Origin of the sequence: Thiomicrospira pelophila DSM 1534, assembly GCF_000711195.1 — a bacterium.
Lineage (GTDB): Bacteria > Pseudomonadota > Gammaproteobacteria > Thiomicrospirales > Thiomicrospiraceae > Thiomicrospira > Thiomicrospira pelophila.
In genome coordinates this window covers 640,688-659,158 of sequence record NZ_JOMR01000001.1, presented here as the reverse complement: position 1 = coordinate 659,158, position 18,471 = coordinate 640,688, and the positions used below count along the sequence as shown (strand labels likewise).

16 protein-coding genes are annotated in these 18,471 nt (G+C 45.2%); 6 read left to right on the top strand and 10 right to left on the bottom strand.

The window, feature by feature from the left end; translation table 11 throughout:
* Positions 1 to 3 precede the first annotated feature (3 nt).
* The 4 genes from ribF to murJ form a co-directional block, all read right to left on the bottom strand.
* On the bottom strand, positions 4 to 951 hold the full coding sequence (gene ribF / locus N746_RS0103115) for a bifunctional riboflavin kinase/FAD synthetase (RefSeq protein WP_029933905.1): 948 nt from the start codon (positions 949 to 951) through the stop codon (positions 4 to 6).
* Positions 952 to 1,070: 119 nt separating this feature from the next.
* Entirely contained in the window at positions 1,071 to 3,794 is a 2,724-nt protein-coding gene (locus N746_RS10595) for a bifunctional diguanylate cyclase/phosphodiesterase (protein WP_162173027.1), read from the bottom strand.
* A 9-nt stretch (positions 3,795 to 3,803) separates the two neighbouring features.
* Entirely contained in the window at positions 3,804 to 6,026 is a 2,223-nt protein-coding gene (locus N746_RS0103105; protein ID WP_029933903.1) for a methyl-accepting chemotaxis protein, read from the bottom strand.
* Positions 6,027 to 6,314: 288 nt separating this feature from the next.
* Positions 6,315 to 7,856 carry a murein biosynthesis integral membrane protein MurJ gene (gene murJ, locus N746_RS0103100; RefSeq protein WP_029933902.1) on the bottom strand — a complete coding sequence of 514 codons (1,542 nt, stop codon included), beginning with the start codon at positions 7,854 to 7,856 and terminating at the stop codon, positions 6,315 to 6,317.
* 140 nt (positions 7,857 to 7,996) lie between these two features.
* On the opposite strand from murJ, the gene N746_RS0103095 reads away from it, so the two are divergent.
* Positions 7,997 to 9,628 carry an acetolactate synthase large subunit gene (locus tag N746_RS0103095; RefSeq protein ID WP_029933901.1) on the top strand — a complete coding sequence of 544 codons (1,632 nt, stop codon included), beginning with the start codon at positions 7,997 to 7,999 and terminating at the stop codon, positions 9,626 to 9,628.
* Between the two features lie 55 nt (positions 9,629 to 9,683).
* On the opposite strand, the gene N746_RS0103090 is transcribed toward N746_RS0103095, so the two are convergent.
* On the bottom strand, positions 9,684 to 10,262 hold the full coding sequence (locus N746_RS0103090) for an ATP-dependent zinc protease family protein (RefSeq protein WP_051678486.1): 579 nt from the start codon (positions 10,260 to 10,262) through the stop codon (positions 9,684 to 9,686).
* A gap of 135 nt (positions 10,263 to 10,397) precedes the next feature.
* A complete protein-coding gene (gene rpsT / locus N746_RS0103085; protein WP_029933899.1) occupies positions 10,398 to 10,661 on the bottom strand; it encodes a 30S ribosomal protein S20 in 264 nt (87 codons plus the stop codon).
* A gap of 218 nt (positions 10,662 to 10,879) precedes the next feature.
* On the opposite strand from rpsT, the gene N746_RS0103080 reads away from it, so the two are divergent.
* Positions 10,880 to 11,110, top strand: a complete 231-nt coding sequence (locus N746_RS0103080; protein ID WP_029933898.1) for a DUF2789 domain-containing protein — start codon at positions 10,880 to 10,882, stop codon at positions 11,108 to 11,110.
* Between the two features lie 16 nt (positions 11,111 to 11,126).
* Here the strand turns inward: N746_RS0103080 and rlmH are convergent, their stop codons facing one another.
* Genes rlmH through nadD form a run of 3 tightly spaced genes read right to left on the bottom strand, consistent with a single transcriptional unit; the run spans position 11,127 to position 12,662 of the window.
* Complete coding sequence (gene rlmH / locus N746_RS0103075) at positions 11,127 to 11,597, bottom strand: 23S rRNA (pseudouridine(1915)-N(3))-methyltransferase RlmH (protein ID WP_029933897.1); 471 nt, start codon at positions 11,595 to 11,597, stop codon at positions 11,127 to 11,129.
* A 15-nt stretch (positions 11,598 to 11,612) separates the two neighbouring features.
* A complete protein-coding gene (rsfS, locus tag N746_RS0103070) occupies positions 11,613 to 11,981 on the bottom strand; it encodes a ribosome silencing factor (protein ID WP_029933896.1) in 369 nt (122 codons plus the stop codon).
* A 9-nt stretch (positions 11,982 to 11,990) separates the two neighbouring features.
* A complete protein-coding gene (gene nadD, locus N746_RS0103065; RefSeq protein ID WP_051678485.1) occupies positions 11,991 to 12,662 on the bottom strand; it encodes a nicotinate-nucleotide adenylyltransferase in 672 nt (223 codons plus the stop codon).
* Positions 12,663 to 12,748: 86 nt separating this feature from the next.
* Between nadD and N746_RS10370 the strand changes: the two genes are divergently transcribed.
* From N746_RS10370 to N746_RS0103045, 4 genes are all read left to right on the top strand, one after another.
* Positions 12,749 to 13,219, top strand: a complete 471-nt coding sequence (locus N746_RS10370) for a methylated-DNA--[protein]-cysteine S-methyltransferase (protein WP_051678484.1) — start codon at positions 12,749 to 12,751, stop codon at positions 13,217 to 13,219.
* Positions 13,203 to 13,826 (top strand): DNA-J related domain-containing protein, encoded by a 624-nt coding sequence (locus N746_RS0103055; protein WP_029933893.1) that lies wholly within the window; start codon positions 13,203 to 13,205, stop codon positions 13,824 to 13,826. The genes N746_RS10370 and N746_RS0103055 overlap by 17 nt, the downstream gene beginning before the upstream one ends.
* Before the next feature lie 48 nt (positions 13,827 to 13,874).
* Positions 13,875 to 16,199: a heavy metal translocating P-type ATPase gene (locus N746_RS0103050; protein ID WP_051678483.1), complete on the top strand. Its 2,325-nt coding sequence runs from the start codon at positions 13,875 to 13,877 to the stop codon at positions 16,197 to 16,199.
* A 259-nt stretch (positions 16,200 to 16,458) separates the two neighbouring features.
* Positions 16,459 to 17,136 (top strand): hypothetical protein, encoded by a 678-nt coding sequence (locus N746_RS0103045; protein ID WP_029933891.1) that lies wholly within the window; start codon positions 16,459 to 16,461, stop codon positions 17,134 to 17,136.
* A 75-nt stretch (positions 17,137 to 17,211) separates the two neighbouring features.
* Here the strand turns inward: N746_RS0103045 and N746_RS0103040 are convergent, their stop codons facing one another.
* The gene (locus tag N746_RS0103040) at positions 17,212 to 18,465 is read right to left on the bottom strand and encodes a glutamate-5-semialdehyde dehydrogenase (protein ID WP_029933890.1); all 1,254 of its coding nucleotides are present in this window, start codon (positions 18,463 to 18,465) and stop codon (positions 17,212 to 17,214) included.
* Between the last annotated feature and the right edge of the window lie 6 nt (positions 18,466 to 18,471).

Genomic DNA, 18,471 nt, shown 5'->3' with positions numbered 1-18,471 from the left:
GTCTCAAACAGGTTTTAGGTTTAAAAGTTGTCGAGCTTGAGCCGCATCTTTTGCAATCTGCGTCTGTAATTCGCTCAAACCATTGAATTTCATTTCTGGCCGGATAAACGCCTCTAAGCGCACTTCGACATGTGCACCGTAAACCGAGGTACTCCAGTCAAATAAGTGCACCTCTATCGATGGACGCTTGCCTTGTACTGTGGGTCGAACACCAATATTAGCCACTCCCGGCCAAGGCTGCTCGCTCAGCCCAGCGACCTTGACAGCAAACACACCGCTCACCGGCATTTGTAAACGTTTTGGGTTTAGGTTTAAGGTCGGAAAACCGATCTTACGTCCGAGCTTTTGGCCGTGAATCACTCGGCCTTCAAAGCGAAAATCATGTCCCAGTAATTGGTTAGCTTGTGCTAGGTCTGGAATCTGTAGTACTTCACGAATTCGCGTGCTACTGACTCGTTCTGACTCAACAATAAAGGTCGGCATCGCACTTACTTCAAAACCCAGCGCCTGGCCTTGAGTGTTTAAAAACGCAAAATCGCCTTGACGCTGATGTCCAAATCGAAAATCATCGCCAACCACAAGATATTGAGCTTTTAGGCCTTGGTGAAGGACTTGACTGACAAATTGTGCGGCGGACAATTTGGCAAACTCGGCGTTAAAGGCCACGCAAAACACAAAATCAACCCCTGCCCTCTCAAACGCATGTAGCTTTTCGCGCAAGTTCATCAGCCGAACCGGCGCAACTTCTGGGCTGAAAAACTCGACCGGAAAAGGCTCAAAAATCATCACCACACTGGGTAGATTGACTTGCGCGGCGCGTTGTTTTAGTTCGTCCAATACACGTTGATGGCCAATATGCACGCCATCAAAATTACCAATCGTGACCACACTGCCTCGACTTAAAGCCGACTGTGCATTGACTAAATTATGTAAACCACGAATTAATCGCATAGTGACCGTAAGTGCATTCTAGGACAGGGAAATTAGAGATTATAACGGATTCAAAAGCTTATGTGATAACAACCAGGCCTGATGCTTTAAAAAAAGCGCCAGGCCTGGTGCTTTAGGAACTAACAGGCCTGGTGATTGCTATCCATTTTGACTAGGAAAGTCAGTAAATCAGCATAATTGACGGGTTTCGAATAGAGATAGCCCTGAAATTCACGACACCCTAACGCCATCAAGTTTTGATGATGTTCGCGAGTTTCGACGCCTTCTGCCACCACACTTAAACCCAGCTCTTTACTCATCAATAAGATACTGCGCACCAAGGGCTCAGCATTATCGTCGGTAAATAGGTCGCGCACAAAATTTTGATCAATTTTGAGCTGGTCGAGTGGCAGATTTTTAATACTTAATAACGATGAATAGCCGGTGCCAAAATCGTCCATAGAGAATTTAACGCCGAGCTTTTTAAGGCGTTGCATTTTATCAATCGAGTCTTGCATATCCATTAACATCATCGACTCGGTTAATTCGAGTTTTAGTTTAGTAGGATCAAATTGATAATGTTCAATATAGGCACGGATTTGTTCAACAAAATCGACCTGTTGAAGTTGTTGTGCACTGATATTCACCGATAAAGTTAAGTCTGAAAAGGACGGTACTTCGCGCCATTTAGCCAACACGTTCACCGATTGCTTCAACACCCAATCGCCCAAGCTTAAAATTGAACCATTTTCTTCTGCGATCGGAATAAAGTCAGCGGGTGATATCTGGCCTTTGGTTGGATGATGCCAACGAATCAAAGCTTCGGCACCGATCACACGACATTGATGATTAATTTGCGGTTGATAAAACAACTCAAACTGATCCAATTCAATCGCGGTTTTTAAATCTTCTTCTAAACTCAAACGCTTCTCAAGATCGGCTTGCATGCCTGGATCAAACAAACGAATCATATTGCGACCCGAGGCTTTGGCCTGATACATCGCACTATCCGCATTGCGTAATGTTTCATCCGATCCGCCATTGTCATGGTCGCAAAACAGAGCAATCCCAATACTGGGCGTAATTTGATACTCAAAACCATCCAGATTATAAGGTTCGCCCAAGTTAAGACGAATTTTTTCAGCGAGCATTTCAGCTTCATACGCCGCTTTTTGTTTGTCGGCATTGAGACCTTCAAACAAAACCACAAACTCGTCGCCGCCCAAGCGAGCGACCGTATCCACTTCACGCACAGATTGGGTTAAGCGCTTTGCAACTTCAATTAGTAGTTTGTCGCCAATCTCGTGCCCCTTGGTATCGTTTAGCGCCTTAAAGCGATCTAAATCCATATAGAGCAACGCACCAAATCGTTCAAGCTGATGACTGGAGGCTAAGGCATGCTCAATCCGATCCAGCAACAAACGTCGATTGGCTAACTGCGTAAGGGGATCGTAGAAAGCCAACTGGCGAATTTCATCCTGATCCATTTTGTTTTTTGTAATATCAAAAAACGCGCCCACATAATGGCTAACACGGCCTTTACGATCATAAATCGCGTGAATCGATAAACGTTCAAAGTATTCTTCGCCATTTTTTCGTCGGTTCCAAATTTCGCCCAACCAATGGCCGTGATTAAGCAACGCTTGCCACATAGCGGCATAAAAATCTTTATCTTGTCGGCCAGAACTCAATATCGCCGGAGTTTTGCCGATCACGTCTTCGAGCTCATACCCAGTCAACCGTGTAAAGGCCGGATTAACCCGTACAATTCGCCCTTTTGGATCGGTAATTAGCACACCTTCCTGAACATTAAATGCCGCCGCCGCAATACGCAAATCATCTTGGTGGCGAATAATTCGCCAAACAACGAGTCCGATCATTAACAAAAACAAACCCGTGACTAAACTCCTGACCCAGAACATACGTTCAAACTTGGCTAACTCTGGGGCGGGCGATAACGCGACCACATAAGCCATTAAGTTGTTTGCTAGGTCGTTGACTGGCAAAAAAACCGCCATATGAGGCTGAGCATTCAATTGGTAAGGTTTCACAAAAGCCTGCCCACTCAGCAAAGGCTCCGTTAAATCATTTTGATCCAAGGTACTGGCCATTTGCTTTAAATATAAATTGGGTAAAGAGGCGTTTTGAAATAACTCACGCATGGGGTCTTCGACCAACCAATCGCTATGAAACAAACTGGGCTTATAATGGGCTTTGTAATCTTCAAACGGCATTTGACTAGCACGAGGATGAAAAATAATCGCATATTCACGCTGACTACTGAGCTGCGTTAAATCACGGCGCAAGGTTTCAAATTGATTACTAAACTCGACTGAGCCCAGGTGTTGACCATTATGTACAATCGGGAAAACACTGCGCAGACCTGCGACCACTCGGCCAAAATCAAAGCCGGTCACGGGCTGTTGGGTTTGGTTTGCCAATCTAACACTGGTTCGAATTTCTGTTAAATCATCACCAAACCTAGAAGGGTCATGCAATCGCAAAAAACTGGTGTTATCGGGCAAATGAAACTGAAATTGATAAATACCCTGACGCCGCATTTTTTGATAAGCCGGTTCAAACAAATCATATAGCTTATCGCGTGCCATTGATTGACGGCTTGGGCTTTGCGCTTCAATTAACAAGGACAATACCCGAGGTTGTAGCACGTAACTATCAAAATAGGCTTGTTTGGCTTTATGCTGAGCAATCAAGGTCGCCTGCCAGGCTAATTCAACATCACGAGTTTGCTGCTGAAAATAGTCCTGTTGATCCAGCTCAGCACGATCCGAAAAAAACCATAAGCTCGCCACCCATACCAATAAAAGGCTAACCGTCAAGCTCAAGAATAGACGTTGTTTCATTAAAAACATTTAAGAAGAACGCTTAGGGTTACTCAGCAACTTAGGCTGGTTACTCGTTTGTGTTTTGAAAAAGCTCATATTATGGTTCAGTTTCTGCGCCTGTTCACTTAGACCTTTCGAAGCCTCAGTCGTGCGTTCTACTAAGCTAGCGTTTTGCTGGGTCACATTGTCGATACTATTGATCGCCAAGTTAACTTGATTAATGCCATCTGCTTGCTCAGTAGCCGATTGCGCAATTTGTTCGACCATTTCTGTGACCTGCTTAATTGACGTGCTCACGCCCGCCAACTCTTCGCTGGCACTCGCGGCCAATTTGGTGCCAAAATCAATTTTTTGAACGCTATTATTAATCAACTGACGAATATCTTTAGCGGCCTCAGCTGATTTTTGCGCCAAACCGCGCACCTCACCAGCTACAACCGCAAAACCGCGACCATGATCACCCGCACGTGCGGCCTCTACCGCCGCGTTCAAGGCCAATAAGTTGGTTTGGAAAGCGATGCTGTCTATTAAGGTGACAATATCGGCAATTTGGTGGCTCGACTTCTGAATATCCGTCATCGCCTCTAGGGTTTGCTGCATCACTTTGGCACCGCTCGCCACTTGAGCTTCAACTTTTTGCGCGACGACTTCGGTATCCATTGCATTTTGTGAGCTGTTTTGCACAGCAGTATTCATTTCATGCATTGTCGCCGATGTTTGTTCCAACGAACTGGCTTGCTCTTGAACACGCGAGCTCAATTCGTGCGCATCAGTCGAGACTTCATGCGCTTCCTCACTCACATGGCTCGCCACATCCAACACTTCCGATACAATTTCACGCAACTTGCGCGTAGAGGCATTAATCGCTTGCGTTAAGGCACCCAAGTCGCCTTCATACTCTACCGTCACTTCTTGAGTTAGGTCGCCTTCACTTTGCGCCACCACGACTTGAGTAATCTCGGTCATGGCATCGTGCAAGGTTGAAATTACATTATTAATACCGATCTGCAATTCTTTATAGAAACCGTCGGCCTGCTGGCTCACCTCAATGGATTTGAAATGACCTAACGACAAATCATGTATCACCGCTTGAAGTTGTGACTGAATTTGATGTTCAAGCGTAATATCCTGCCATTCCACCATCGTGCTCTGACGTTTTTTATTAACTCTAATCGGCGTAATCGTCAAGCGGAAACGTAACTCATTAATCGTGAGCTCGGTCACCATGCGTTCGGTTAAGTTATCTAGACGTTCACGAATCGTTTTTGGATCTTTATGGAAAATATCAATATTGCTGCCAATCACTTTATCAGTATGAAACTTGGGCAGAGCTTGCTGCATCTGGGTTTCATAACCCTCAAAAATTTTCAGTAAAGATTTGTTTGCATATTGAATATGGTAATCCGTATCCGCCAGCATAATACAGCTGGTGGCCGAGTCTAGCGCCTTCATCACAGCCGCGGATTTAGATTGGGCTTCTTTGGCTTCCTGCGCCATCCAACCTAAACGAACTACGGCGGGCTGTAACCAGTTAGATAACGTATCAAAAAAGGAACCAGAACCGATAGTAAAATCTTGACGCACATCACCCGACGCCAAACCGACCAATTTAGTCTGCATTTGAGTCAACTCGTTTTTCAGCCGCGCTTGACTCCAGCCCCAAGTTAAAGCGGTAAGCCCCCCAAACAACAAGCTAAATGGATAGGTTTGAGATGGCGCCCAAATCAAACCGGCCAGCAGAGACACTAGCAAGCCGGCCCCACTTAACATCAATACACGTTGTGGGTTTAAATAACGTCTTAGCTTATTCCATAACTGATTGGGTTTGCCTTGGCGTAAACTTAACACACCCCGACTAACGGCTTGATAAGCCCGCTCGGCTTGTTGAATTTCATCTGCGCTAGCCGGAAAACGTACTGACATATAACCAGTCGTTTGACCATTTTCGCGAACTGGCGTCGCGAACGCACGCACCCAGTAATGGTCACCGTTTTTACGGCGATTTTTTACCACCTGCGACCAAGGTAAACCCGCTTTTAAACTTGACCATAAATCCGAAAATACCGAAGCGGGCACATCGGGGTGACGCAAAATATTATGTGGTTGACCAATCACTTCGGATCTTGTTAAACCCGCCGCCTCTAGAAAGCTATCGTTGCAATGTAAAATGGTGCCATGCAAGTCGGTGGTCGAAACTATCACCATTGAGGCGGGTAACTTAAATTCTTTTTGGGTGACGGCTGAAGTCATAACTCAATTAAACCTTTGATATTGTTATTTCTACTCATCAATTTGGTGAGTGAATATGTTCGCGTTATACGTATAAATAATTTATTTTCGAATAATTCGAACGGCATTCTACCAGGTTCTAATTAAGTAACAATTATTTTTATAGGGGTATAAGCATGACAAGAGTAAGATTGAAGATGTTGCTCACTTGCTAGCGAATGCGTACATTACCAGGTTTTATCAGCACTTCAGCTAATTAACCCTACCTTCCTTAATGTTTACGCTTTTGATAGCTAGTGCGCTCATGAACTAGTCAGTGACTTTAGATTGAAAAAAACGACGTGGCCGAAATCCGAATATAATTAAGGTCATTGCATACACCACCATGGCAACAAAGACCAAACCAAACAACCAACCTACCCGCTGCCAAGCATTAAACAACAACCAGGCCTGGTGGTCGGGGTTGATAAACAATATAACCAAACTCATAACTACGACGGCAAGTCCGACTTGAAAGCTGAATCGAAGCCAAGGGCTTTGCGGCCTGAAAACTTGCTGTTTGACCAAAAAGTAATATAACAAGCTCGCATTCAGAAACGCGGATAAAGAGGTCGCCAAAGCCAACCCGGCATGAGCCAAGGGGCCAATAAGTAGCAGGTTTAATACAATATTGCTCACCAAGGCCACCACCGCAATCTTTACCGGCGTTTTCATGTCTTTACGAGCATAAAATGCAGGGGCTAACACCTTAACCAATATAAAGCCGAGTAACCCAAAAGAATAAGCAACTAAACTTTGACTCGCCATTTGCACATCAAACGCGCTAAATTCGCCATAGAAAAACAGCGTGACCAATAAGGGTTGCGCCAAAAGCATCAACCCGAGCATAGCGGGCACTGCAATGATTGCCACCAATTTAAGTGCAAAATCTAAATCCTGCTGAAAGCCTGCCCAATCGGCATTTGCCGCTTTTCTAGATAAACCCGGCAACACCACGGTTGCTAATGCGACCCCAAAAACACCCAACGGAAATTCCATTAAACGGTCGGAATAATACAGCCACGACACACTGCCGGTGACTAAAAACGAAGCCAAAATCGTATCAACCAATAAATTGATTTGCGCTACCGACACACCAAACAAGGCCGGAATCATCAAACGTCCGACTTCATTTACGCCTTTATCTGGTGCGGATGTTGGTTTCGGCAATAAGCCCATTTGCCATAAAAAAGGCAAATGAAATAATAACTGCACGACCCCGGCGATCAATACCCCCCAAGCCAACGCCATCACGGGAATGTCCAACATCGGAGATAGCCAAATCGCGCTGCCAATCAATACCAAGTTTAACCAAACAGGTGTAAATGCCGGCACGGCAAAGCGGTTATAGGTATTCATTAAAGCCGATGATAACGCCACTAATGAAATCAACATTAAATACGGAAACGTCAGACGTAACATGTCGGTGGCTAAGGCAAACTTTTCAGGATCAGAGCGAAAGCCCGGCGCAAATACCGTCATCCACAAAGACGCACCCAACACCCCAAACAAGGTCAAGGCCAACAATACGACACCTAAGCGAAACGCAATCGCACCCACTAAATGACGCACCGCATCCTGCCCGCCCTTTTCTTTTGTTTCAGCCAACACCGGTACAAAGGCTTGCGAAAAAGCGCCTTCAGCAAACAAGCGTCTGAAAAAGTTAGGAATTTTAAAGGCGACAAAAAACGCATCCGCACCCGCAGAAGCACCAAATAAACGCGCAATCACCATATCGCGTACAAACCCCAGTACACGGGAGATCATCGTCATGCCACCAACCGTGGCGGTCGCTTTTATAATTCGCTTCAAAGTATCATCACTGTTCAATAGTTATTAATGTCGAATTCTACCAAACAACCAGGCCTGGTGAAGCTCTATTGACTATATGACTTGAAGCCCTTCGCATTTATCAGTAATCTGTTTCTAATAGTCAAATCAAAAGGATTCCCATGAAAGCGGCTCAGTTATTTGTAAAGTGCTTAGAAAACGAAGACGTTGAATACGTGTTTGGTATACCCGGTGAAGAAAACCTGGATTTGATGGATGCGTTACTAGACAGCCCCATTGAGTTTATCCTGACTCGCCATGAACAAGGCGGCGCGTTTATGGCGGATGTGTATGGTCGCTTAACCGGTCGAGCTGGGGTATGCTTGTCGACTTTAGGTCCAGGTGCAACCAATCTCGTCACCGGAGTGGCGGATGCTAATATGGATCGCGCGCCAGTGGTCGCAATTGCCGGTCAAGCCGCCACCACGCGTTTGCATAAAGAAAGCCACCAAGTGCTTGATCTAGTGAATTTGTTTCAACCCATCACCAAATACAGTACGCAAATTTTAAGCCCTAATATTATTCCTGAAATTGTACGCAAGGCGTTTAAAGTCGCGGAAATTGAAAAACCCGGTTGCAGTTTCATCGACTTTCCCGAAGACATCGCCAAAATGTCGGTCGATAAAAAGCCGCTTAAACGCCAAAGCCCCACCGCCCCCGCACCCAACTTTGAAAAAGTGCGACAAGCCGCTGATCTATTGTCGCAAGCGAAACATCCGGTGATTATTGCTGGTAATGGCGTGGTACGCGCTAAAGCCAGTGAGGCTTTAATAGAATTTGCCGCCAAACTCAATATTCCAGTCGCCACCACTTTTATGGCCAAAGGCGTGATCCCTTGCCGACATGATTTATCCATTGGCACCATTGGCTTGCAAGCCCATGATTATGTGGCTTGCGGTATTGATAGAGCCGATGTGGTAATGTGCGTGGGCTATGATATTGTCGAATATCAACCGGCTTTTTGGAACCATAATCCCGGCTGTAAAATCATTCACGTTGACACTCATCCAGCGGAAGTCGATGAATACTATATTGTTGAAACTGGCGTGTTAGGGGATATTGGCCGCAGCTTAGAAAGTATTGCTTCTATCAGTCACCGTCATTCAGACAGTGGGGTCGCCAACTTAAAAACCATGATGGAATATGAATTTCATCAATACGATGAAGACCAGGCTTTTCCCGTTAAACCGCAAAAAGTTATTCATGATTTACGCCAAGCCTTAGGCGATGAAGACATCGTGGTATGTGATGTCGGCGCACACAAAATGTGGATGGCGCGTATGTATAACGCCCAAGCGCCCAACACCTGCATTATTTCAAACGGCTTTGCATCAATGGGCATTGCCTTACCTGGCGCGATCGCCGCTAAACTTGCCAAGCCTGAGCAGGTCTCGGTCGCCGTTACGGGCGATGCGGGTTTTTTAATGAACTGCCAAGAGATCGAAACCGCGGTGCGGTTGAATCTGGCATTGATTGTGTTGGTCTGGAATGACAGCGAATACGGCTTAATTAAATGGAAACAGCTCAACGAATTTGGACGTGAAAGTAATATCCATTTTAATAACCCTGACTTGGTTAAGTTCGCCGATGCGTTTGGCGCCAAAGGTTACCGCATAGAACACACCGATGAATTGCTGCCAACCCTAGAAAAAGCCATCCAAGATAACTGTGTGGTAATTATTGATTGTCCGGTGGACTATTCTGAAAACATCAAGTTAACCCAGCAACTAGGGCAAATGATTTGCCCGACTTAATAATATTTAACCACCAGGCCTGGTGGTTAAAATCACACAGAAAACCGATATCAACTTACTCAGTGGGTGGATGAACAGATAATTTGAGCGGTACGATATGTTTTTTACTAACATCGACCACCACTCGACCCTTTATGACATTACGACCGATTAAAACTGGGTAGGTTAAATGCTTACGATCCGTCAAACTAAACGCCACCGACCATGTTTTATCTGCCAGCGTTAAGGGCATTAACACGACTGGACGAACTTCCGACTCCTCGGCATTGGATTGCATAATTCGGGCATTACGAACGAGCGGACGTTCAATTGTTATAACTTCGCCCGTTTGTCTATCCAATAAATCAAATTGAACCCAGTCTCGACCATTTTGCTTAAATCGCCTGATATTACGCACATCTAATGACGACGTGGTCGCGCCAGTGTCGATTCGTGCTTCTAGCTGACTAGCTACCGGTTGAATAATTACCTTTTCAATCTCACCGACCAATAATTTATCACCCACATAAATGTAACCATCCGTATTGGTTTGTGGTTGAACAATCGACTTTGTGCTGACCTCTGCAGACGCGCACGCGGATAAACAGATTAACAAGAAACTAGAAACAATCACTGGTTTAAAAATGGACTTCATAGAATCTTATCTAAGGTAAAAAATCAAAATTAGCATAGCCTAAAAACAAAAAAGCCGTGCGCAATATTTTCATACTGCTACACGGCTTTTAAGCCATCCGGTTAGGGACGGCACGCTTTTAAAGCTAGCTTAAAATTAAGCTAGGGCTTTAATGCGCGCGTTGATACGGCTTTTTGAACGCGCTGCCTTGTTCTTTTCAATCACGCCTTTACGCGCCATACCGTCAAGCTTAGCTTGTGCGGCACGGAACAATTCGTTAGCCGCTGCTTTATCACCCGCTTGAATCGCGACTAATACTTTTTTTACAGCTGTACGCATGTCTGAACGCTGTGATGCGTTTAACTGACGACGTTTTTCGGCTTGTTTAGCGCGTTTTAGTGCTTGTGCTGAGTTTGCCACAATGATGTCTCCAAAATTCTGTTAAAAACTAAAGTAGTCCGGGTTTTACAAGTTGTCAGATTCACAACTCAGCCAGTGTTTTACAATAGGGTCTGAAAGGATGGCGAGATTATACCTTTTTTATTTGTAACGTCAACTAAAAAAAGGCTATTTTTCTTAGGCTTAGGGTAGCTATAATGAACGAACGACTTTCAACAACATATGATGGAGGAATCGATATGGACACATCTCAGCACACGCTTTCCACCCTGTTTGATCAACTTGGCTTAGACAGTTCAGATAAAGCCATTCAGGACTTTATCCGCCAACACCGAATCCGCGATGATAAACCCTTAGATGAAGCGGATTTCTGGACTCAATCTCAAGCTCAGTTTATTCGCGAAAGTTGGCAAAATGATGCCGATTGGGTTGATATCGTTGACCATTTGGATGCACAGTTACGCGACTAATCCACGCTTATAAAACTTATTCACGATGGTATGGATGGTTTTGAATCACCGACCATGCGCGATAAATTTGTTCAGCAATCAATACTCGAACTAACGGGTGCGGCAAGGTTAGTTTGGATAAACTCCAAGTCCAATCCGCCTGCTGAATCAAGCCCGTTTCTAGCCCGTCCGGACCTCCAACAACCAACGCGAGATCTTGGCCACCACTTAACCAGTCTTCCAGTTTTTTTGATAACTGTAACGTTGTAGGTTGTTGACCATGTTCGTCCAACACCACCAAACGTGCGCCTTTTGGAATCGCGCCTAAAATCCGCTTGGCTTCTTCTTGTTTATTTTGTTCGACCGAACTGGTTTTACCGCGTTGCGACATCGGCAGCTCAATCAAATTTAGCGTACAAGCTTTAGGCAGGCGTTTGGCATATTCACTGTAACCTTCTTGCACCCACTTGGGCATTTTTTGGCCGACGACAATAAAGTGAATCTGCATCAATCTACTCGAGTCTTAGTCGTTTTTATCCGCATTTTCAACGGCGGCATCCGGTGCTTCTACTTTCATATCCCACAACTTTTCAATTGAATAATAAGCGCGCGCTTTTTCCGTCATCACATGCACAATCAGGTTACCGTGATCAATCAAAACCCAATCTGGCTCTGGCCCAGTTTCCATGCCCATACTCGGATCACCGGCTTCTTTAAACGCCTGATCCACCATGCTACCCAAAGAACGCACATGCGTCGAGGACGTACCGGTTGCGACGATCATACGATCGGTAAAACTTGAGATACCAGCCACGTCAATTACTTGCACATCCCGCGCTTTGCCGTCTTCTAATGCTTTTAGGGCGATGTTTTCAATTTGCTGCAAATCCATTCAGATTCCTTATAAATAAAGTTGGTGTTGTTTAATATAGTTGATAACACAGGGCGGCATCAAATAGTCGACTGCTTGACCGTTTTTTAACAGCTCACGTAATCGGGTCGCGCTTAAATCGAGTTGCGTGACTTCGACTTCCACAATCTGCCCTGCTTGCTGGTTTGATGAGCTTGATGAACTAGGCAGTTGGTTGACCAAACGCGCCTCCAATAACTGCGCCAACGCGCCCTGGCTTGGCAAGGGTTCATTTGGCCGATGCATAATCGCCAAGTGTGCCAGTTCTAAGATCGTTTCGGATTCATGCCAGGATAAAAACTTCGCAAACGCATCGGTACCCATCATCAGTACCAAGCGGGCATGCGGAAAATCTTGTTTTAAACTGCGCAAGGTATCCACCATAAATGAGGGGCCTTGGCGTTCGATTTCGCGTTTATCCAATATAAAATTCGGCTGATTCGCAATCGCTAATTCAATCATGCGACAACGCTGCTCGGAAGATACTTGTGGATGCGCACGATGCACCGGAATAAAACAGGGAATAAACCTTACATGATCTAATTCAAGCTGATTCAACACATCCAGCGCAGGGCGTAAATGCCCATAATGGATCGGATCAAACGTGCCGCCATATACGCCAATAAGTTGTTCGACTGGTTCACCAGGCCTGGTTGTTTGCACACACGATCCTTAGCCAGTTTAACGCGTTAATTATTAAACGACACATTATACTTTTATTCGCTGGCAGCGTCACTTAAACTAACCAAATGACTGAACCTGCCATTCTTACCTACGGCCAACACACCACCCGCTTTGGTGAGGTTTACCTATTGTTGGATCAACAAGGTTTACGCCGCTGTGATTTTCGTCCGATTGAGCTGAGTCGTATTAACTGGCAAACCAACCCAAGCCTAACCCAGCCGATTGCTGACGCAATGGGTGAACCTGAATATACGATCACACTCAACCCCCAAGGCACAGGGTTTCAAAAAACGGTTTGGCGAGCCTTGTTGCAGATTCCGTTTGGGCAAACGACCGACTATCAAAGTCTAGCGCAACAAATCGGTCGCCCGACCGCCAGCCGAGCGGTGGCGAATGCGGTGGGCGCCAATCCTATTAGCTGGTTTATCCCTTGTCATCGTGTGATTCGTCGCAATGGCGAACTCGGCGGCTATGCTTGGGGCGCAGAACTAAAACAAGCCTTACTTGACTGGGAGAAACATGGCCGAACTCGATAACCCGCAAATTGATCCCCAGCTAGAAACCGAGTTGCTGAACATGTTACGCGCCGATCCAACTGGTGTAGCCGAACATGCCCTATTAAAACAACTCAGCCAAGCCGGGTATGAAGTCTTTACGCCGAGTTTAGAACCGCTTGAATTGTTTCAAGCGCATTTTTTGTTGTTTCATATTTTGTACCGTTTAGCGGATAAATGGCAGCAAGCTGGGCATGGTCGACTCGTAATTGACTGTCTAAACATTCACTTCCAAACTGAGCCTGACGACAACTCTAAAGAGTCTTATCAAACCAATTTAGCGCATGATGATTCGTTAAAACGTTATTATCTCGACTACCAACATTACCGCGACACCCAAACCCAGGATGTTATTGACCTGCTCGATAGCTTCTGGCGCCAACAGCCTGAAACAATTGATCACAACGCATTAAAACAAGCGAAAATTACGTTAGAGCTCCCATTAGATCAAAACTTAGACCGCCAACAAATCAATCACCACTATCGTCGTTTAAGTTTTAGCCATCATCCTGATCGCGGTGGCGACACTTCAACGTTTCAAAAGCTGAGTAACGCCGTTCAAATATTAAGGCGCGCTTACCCAGAATAAACTCTATAATTTATTCTCTACACCCAACAATCCGTGAGCATTCACACCATGCCAAACAAAGCACCTTATGCACTATTAATCACGACTCTCTTCTTTACGCTTGCCGGGCTGACCCACTACCTAAATTTTATAGACCATGAAACCGCTCAACTCAGCTGGATGATATCGGGTGTGCTGGTATTATCTATATTGCTGATTGAAATATTTCGCAGTTTAATAAAAGGCAACTTTGGCGTTGACTTAATCGCCGCGATCGCCATCGTTGGCGCACTATTGTTAGGGGAACATTTAACAGCCGCTGTCATTGCGTTGATGTATACAGGCGGACAAGCATTAGAAAACTACGCAGCAAATCGAGCTAAACGTGAACTTACGGCCTTAATCAACCGCACCCCTGCTACGGCGGAACGTTACGATCAAGACTCTTTAACCACCGTCAAAGTTGAAGATATTAAACCGGGTGACAAATTACTCATTAAAACTGGCTCTGTGTTACCGGTTGATGGTTACATTGATCAAGGATTTGCCACGCTAGATGAGTCGGCTCTAACTGGTGAATCACTACCTGTTAAACGCACCGAAGGCCAAACGGTTACCAGCGGCACGGTTAATATCGCACAGCCATTTGACCTTATTGTCGCTCATGACGCGGCGAGTAGTACCTATGCAAATATCGTTCGCCTTGTACAAGAAGCCCAAACCAGCAAAACCCCTTTTACACGCATGGCAGATCGTTATGCGTTGTGGTTAATCCCGTTTACTTTATTGGTTGCCGGACTTGCTTGGTTATGGTCAGGTGACCCAATCCGTGCATTAGCGGTACTGGTGGTCGCCACGCCCTGCCCCTTAATTTTAGCGGCCCCCATTGCTATCGTTTCGGGCATATCCACCGCAGCCCGTCAAGGACTGCTTATTAAAAATGGAGCCGCACTCGAAGCACTCGCTAATACACAACGTATCATCCTAGATAAAACGGGAACGCTTACAAATGGTAATCCTCGGTTAGTCGATATTGAAACTGACGGTTCAATGTCAAAAGAACAACTTTTACAATTAGCCGCTTCGGTTGAACAAGCTTCATTCCATGTTATTTCTGATTCAATTGTGGAATCCGCCAAACAACGTCAACTTAAACTCCACATCCCACAACAAGTAACCGAGTCTGCCGGCAACGGTTTGCAAGGCTGTATTAATCAACAGCAAGTCATGATTGGCCAAGCTGAGTGGGTTATCCAACAAACTCAACTCAACGAATGGGTGCAATCACTGTTAGAGCGCAACAAAAATCAAGCAAGCATGATTGTATTAGTGGCACTTGATCAATACATTCGGGGTGCGTTATTGCTCCAAGATGAAATTAGAGCCGATACTCCGCGAGCACTGCGCAGCTTACGCGCTACCGGCATTAATAGTATATCCATGGCCAGTGGCGATCAGCAAGCCATTGCTGACAGTATCGGCAATGTACTTGGCATCGACAAAATCTATGCCGAGCTCAAACCAGAAGACAAGGTGAAAGTCGTACGAGCTGAGCGCGAATACGGCATCACTTTAATGGTGGGAGATGGTGTTAATGATGCTCCGGCATTAGCTATTGCCGACATTGGCGTTGCAATGGGCGCACATGGAGCCGGCGCCAGTTCAGAAGCGGCTGATGCGGTGTTGATGGTTGATCGACTTGAGAGCCTAGCAAATGGCTTATTAATTGCGCGCTACAGTCAAAAAATTGCCCGCCAAAGTGTAATGGCGGGGATGGGATTGTCTGCGGTTGCCATGATGTTTGCGGCCATGGGTTACCTCACCCCACTGGCGGGTGCGTTGGTGCAAGAAGGCATAGACGTATTGGTTATTTTAAATGCCCTACGCGTGCTGGGTTTCCGGATCACTCGACATCCCATTATCAGCCAGCAACAACAACAATTGCTCTATCAAACACATGTTGAATTACAACCCACTTTAGATAGTATCCGTCAACTTGCGGACCATTTAGCTTTGCCACCAACCCCATCAGAAGTTCAAACAAATATTATCCCAAGCCTAAACTCTTTGGCACAACAGTTACAACAAAAAATCATCCCACATGAACAGTCTGATGAGCGTGAACTTCATCCAGGTTTAGCACGTAAGATGACAGGGTCAGATCCATTAGCGATGTTAAGCAGAACCCACAGTGAAATTTTACAATTGGCCAATCAATTTAACCATCAACTAGAATTGTTAAACGACACACAACCTAATGATCAGCAGCGCCAAAATTTGGTAAGAATTTTGTACAGTCTTAGCGCCATCCTAGAATTACATTTCGCGCAAGAGAATGAGCTTTACAGCATGCTGGCCGGAGAGAACGATGAAAATAAAATACTCACGCATTAAAACTTCACAATTACATCTTATTCTCGCCCCTCTAACAAGAACACAAATCTTCTCCAGTTTTTCCAAAGAAAAAATTAGGCACTTCAACCCTTAAAAATCCTTAGTGCCAATTAAATACCAATAAATGCAATTCGCGCTTTAAAGCTTTTTATTTCGTATAAATGCGAAAAATTTTTTCATAAAAAAAATTGAATAGCCAAGCCTTATTAGCCCAAGTTAATATGTCTAACCTATTAAAATATTTAGGAAATAAAGGATCATGATTCACATCTTTCGCGTGTTCAATACGAACCATAGTGACTATTTGGAGTTTCTGGATAAGCCACAGGTCGTGGAAAACTATAAGATGAATCAAGATCCACAACGCTTTAACTGGCAAGTTGTCGGGATTGATCAAGCGTTAAAACAAGAAACTCGTCGTGCACAACGCGAATCGCTGCAGGTGATTAAACAACGCGGCGAAGGCCGAGTGATAAAAGTCATCAGTAAAGCTGAAATCCACTGGTATTCACCATCCAATTCGCACGGCATTCCTTCTGAATATCAAGTTGCGATTCAACATTTCACTGACCAGTGCCAATATTACAAAGTCACTAGCCGTCACCAAGAAATTTTCAAAGTCATTCGCGATCCCCGTTTCCAAAACCTACATCGCTCAATTGTGGATAGTATTTTGGCAAAAGTAGAAGCTACACGTTGTGCTCATCGTTTAGACCGTTATTTGGATTTAAACCTCAACAAACTTTACCTCTATGGCGTAGAGCTCGAACAACTGCATGGCACCTACAGCGAGATTCGCGACACCATTACACAAAAACGCCTCAACTGTCCTTTGTTCAGTGATTTTTTATTACGTTTGTTGGATGTTTGCATCGCAAAAGAAAAAGAATTGCTTGGCAAGAATCAAACCTATCAAAAGCAACTTAGAACGGGATAAATCCAATAGACTTGGTAAGTTTGATATGACGACCACCAGGCCTGGTGGTCGTCATTGAGACTAAAACTCGATTAATTACTGGCGAATATGGCCATCACCCAAGACAATGTATTTTTGAGAAGTTAAACCTTCTAGCCCAACTGGTCCTCGTGCATGGAACTTATCGGTACTGATCCCAATTTCCGCCCCCAAACCATATTCAAAACCATCTGCAAAACGCGTTGATGCATTCACCATCACGGAGCTAGAATCAATCTGTGCCATAAATTGGCGCGCTTTGGTATAGTTTTCGGTCACAATCGATTCGGTATGACCTGAACTGTATTGCGTAATATGCGCCATCGCTTCTTGCATATCGGCCACCACTTTAATCGATAAAATTGGCGCCAAATATTCAGTTTCCCAATCTTCATTGGTGGCGGCTTTGGCTTCAATAATTTGACGTGTTACTTCACAACCACGCAATTCAACTGATTTTTCCGCATATAACTTAGCCAACTCAGGCAAAATGTCGGCCGCCACCGACTCAGCTACCAATAAGGTTTCCATCGCATTACATACGCCATAACGATGGGTTTTTGAGTTAAAGGCCACTTTAATCGCTTTCTCTTTGTTGGCATCATCATCAATATACACATGACAAATACCATCTAAATGTTTAATCACCGGCACTCGAGCATGTTCGCTAATACGCGCAATTAAACCTTTGCCGCCACGTGGAATAATCACATCGACATATTTAGGCATCGCAATTAACTCACCCACGGCTTCGCGATCCGTCGTTTCAACGACCTGCACTGATGCCTTTGGCAAACCAGCTTGCTCCAGCCCAGCTTGAATACAAGCCGCTAACGCACGGTTCGAAAATGCCGCTTCCGAACCGCCGCGCAAAATCGCCGCATTACCCGACTTTAAGCATAACGCCGCTGCATCAATGGTCACATTTGGGCGCGATTCGTAAATAATCCCCACTACACCCAAAGGCACGCGCATTTTGCCAACCTGAATACCGGATGGGCGATAACGTAAATCGGTCACCTCCCCAATCGGATCCACCAGACCGGCTATTTGACGCAAGCCTTCCGCCATCTGCGCAATGGCTTTATCGTTAATCGCCAAGCGATCCAGCATCGCGGCGTCCAAACCATTCGCTTTACCCGCTTCTAAATCTTTCGCATTTTCAGACTTCAACAAATCAGCCTGCGCTTCCAGCTGAGCTGCCATTGCCAACAAGGCTTGGTCTTTTTGTTGCGTGGTCGCCGTCACCAACACCCGAGAAGCCGCACGCGCCGCCTGCCCTAAATTCTGCATATAATCTTTAATATCCATAACCTA

Bases quoted from the DNA above. Each gene is read 5' to 3' on its own strand.
- N746_RS0103045 (WP_029933891.1), top strand. From the start codon at position 16,459: ATGATTCACATCTTTCGCGTGTTCAATACGAACCATAGTGACTATTTG.
- N746_RS0103050 (WP_051678483.1), top strand. From the start codon at position 13,875: ATGCCAAACAAAGCACCTTATGCACTATTAATCACGACTCTCTTCTTT.
- N746_RS0103080 (WP_029933898.1), top strand. From the start codon at position 10,880: ATGGACACATCTCAGCACACGCTTTCCACCCTGTTTGATCAACTTGGC.
- N746_RS0103095 (WP_029933901.1), top strand. From the start codon at position 7,997: ATGAAAGCGGCTCAGTTATTTGTAAAGTGCTTAGAAAACGAAGACGTT.
- N746_RS10595 (WP_162173027.1), bottom strand. From the start codon at position 3,794: ATGAAACAACGTCTATTCTTGAGCTTGACGGTTAGCCTTTTATTGGTA.
- rsfS (WP_029933896.1), bottom strand. From the start codon at position 11,981: ATGGATTTGCAGCAAATTGAAAACATCGCCCTAAAAGCATTAGAAGAC.
- N746_RS10370 (WP_051678484.1), top strand. From the start codon at position 12,749: ATGACTGAACCTGCCATTCTTACCTACGGCCAACACACCACCCGCTTT.
- N746_RS0103055 (WP_029933893.1), top strand. From the start codon at position 13,203: ATGGCCGAACTCGATAACCCGCAAATTGATCCCCAGCTAGAAACCGAG.
- N746_RS0103040 (WP_029933890.1), bottom strand. From the start codon at position 18,465: ATGGATATTAAAGATTATATGCAGAATTTAGGGCAGGCGGCGCGTGCG.
- N746_RS0103090 (WP_051678486.1), bottom strand. From the start codon at position 10,262: ATGAAGTCCATTTTTAAACCAGTGATTGTTTCTAGTTTCTTGTTAATC.
- ribF (WP_029933905.1), bottom strand. From the start codon at position 951: ATGCGATTAATTCGTGGTTTACATAATTTAGTCAATGCACAGTCGGCT.
- rlmH (WP_029933897.1), bottom strand. From the start codon at position 11,597: ATGCAGATTCACTTTATTGTCGTCGGCCAAAAAATGCCCAAGTGGGTG.
- N746_RS0103105 (WP_029933903.1), bottom strand. From the start codon at position 6,026: ATGACTTCAGCCGTCACCCAAAAAGAATTTAAGTTACCCGCCTCAATG.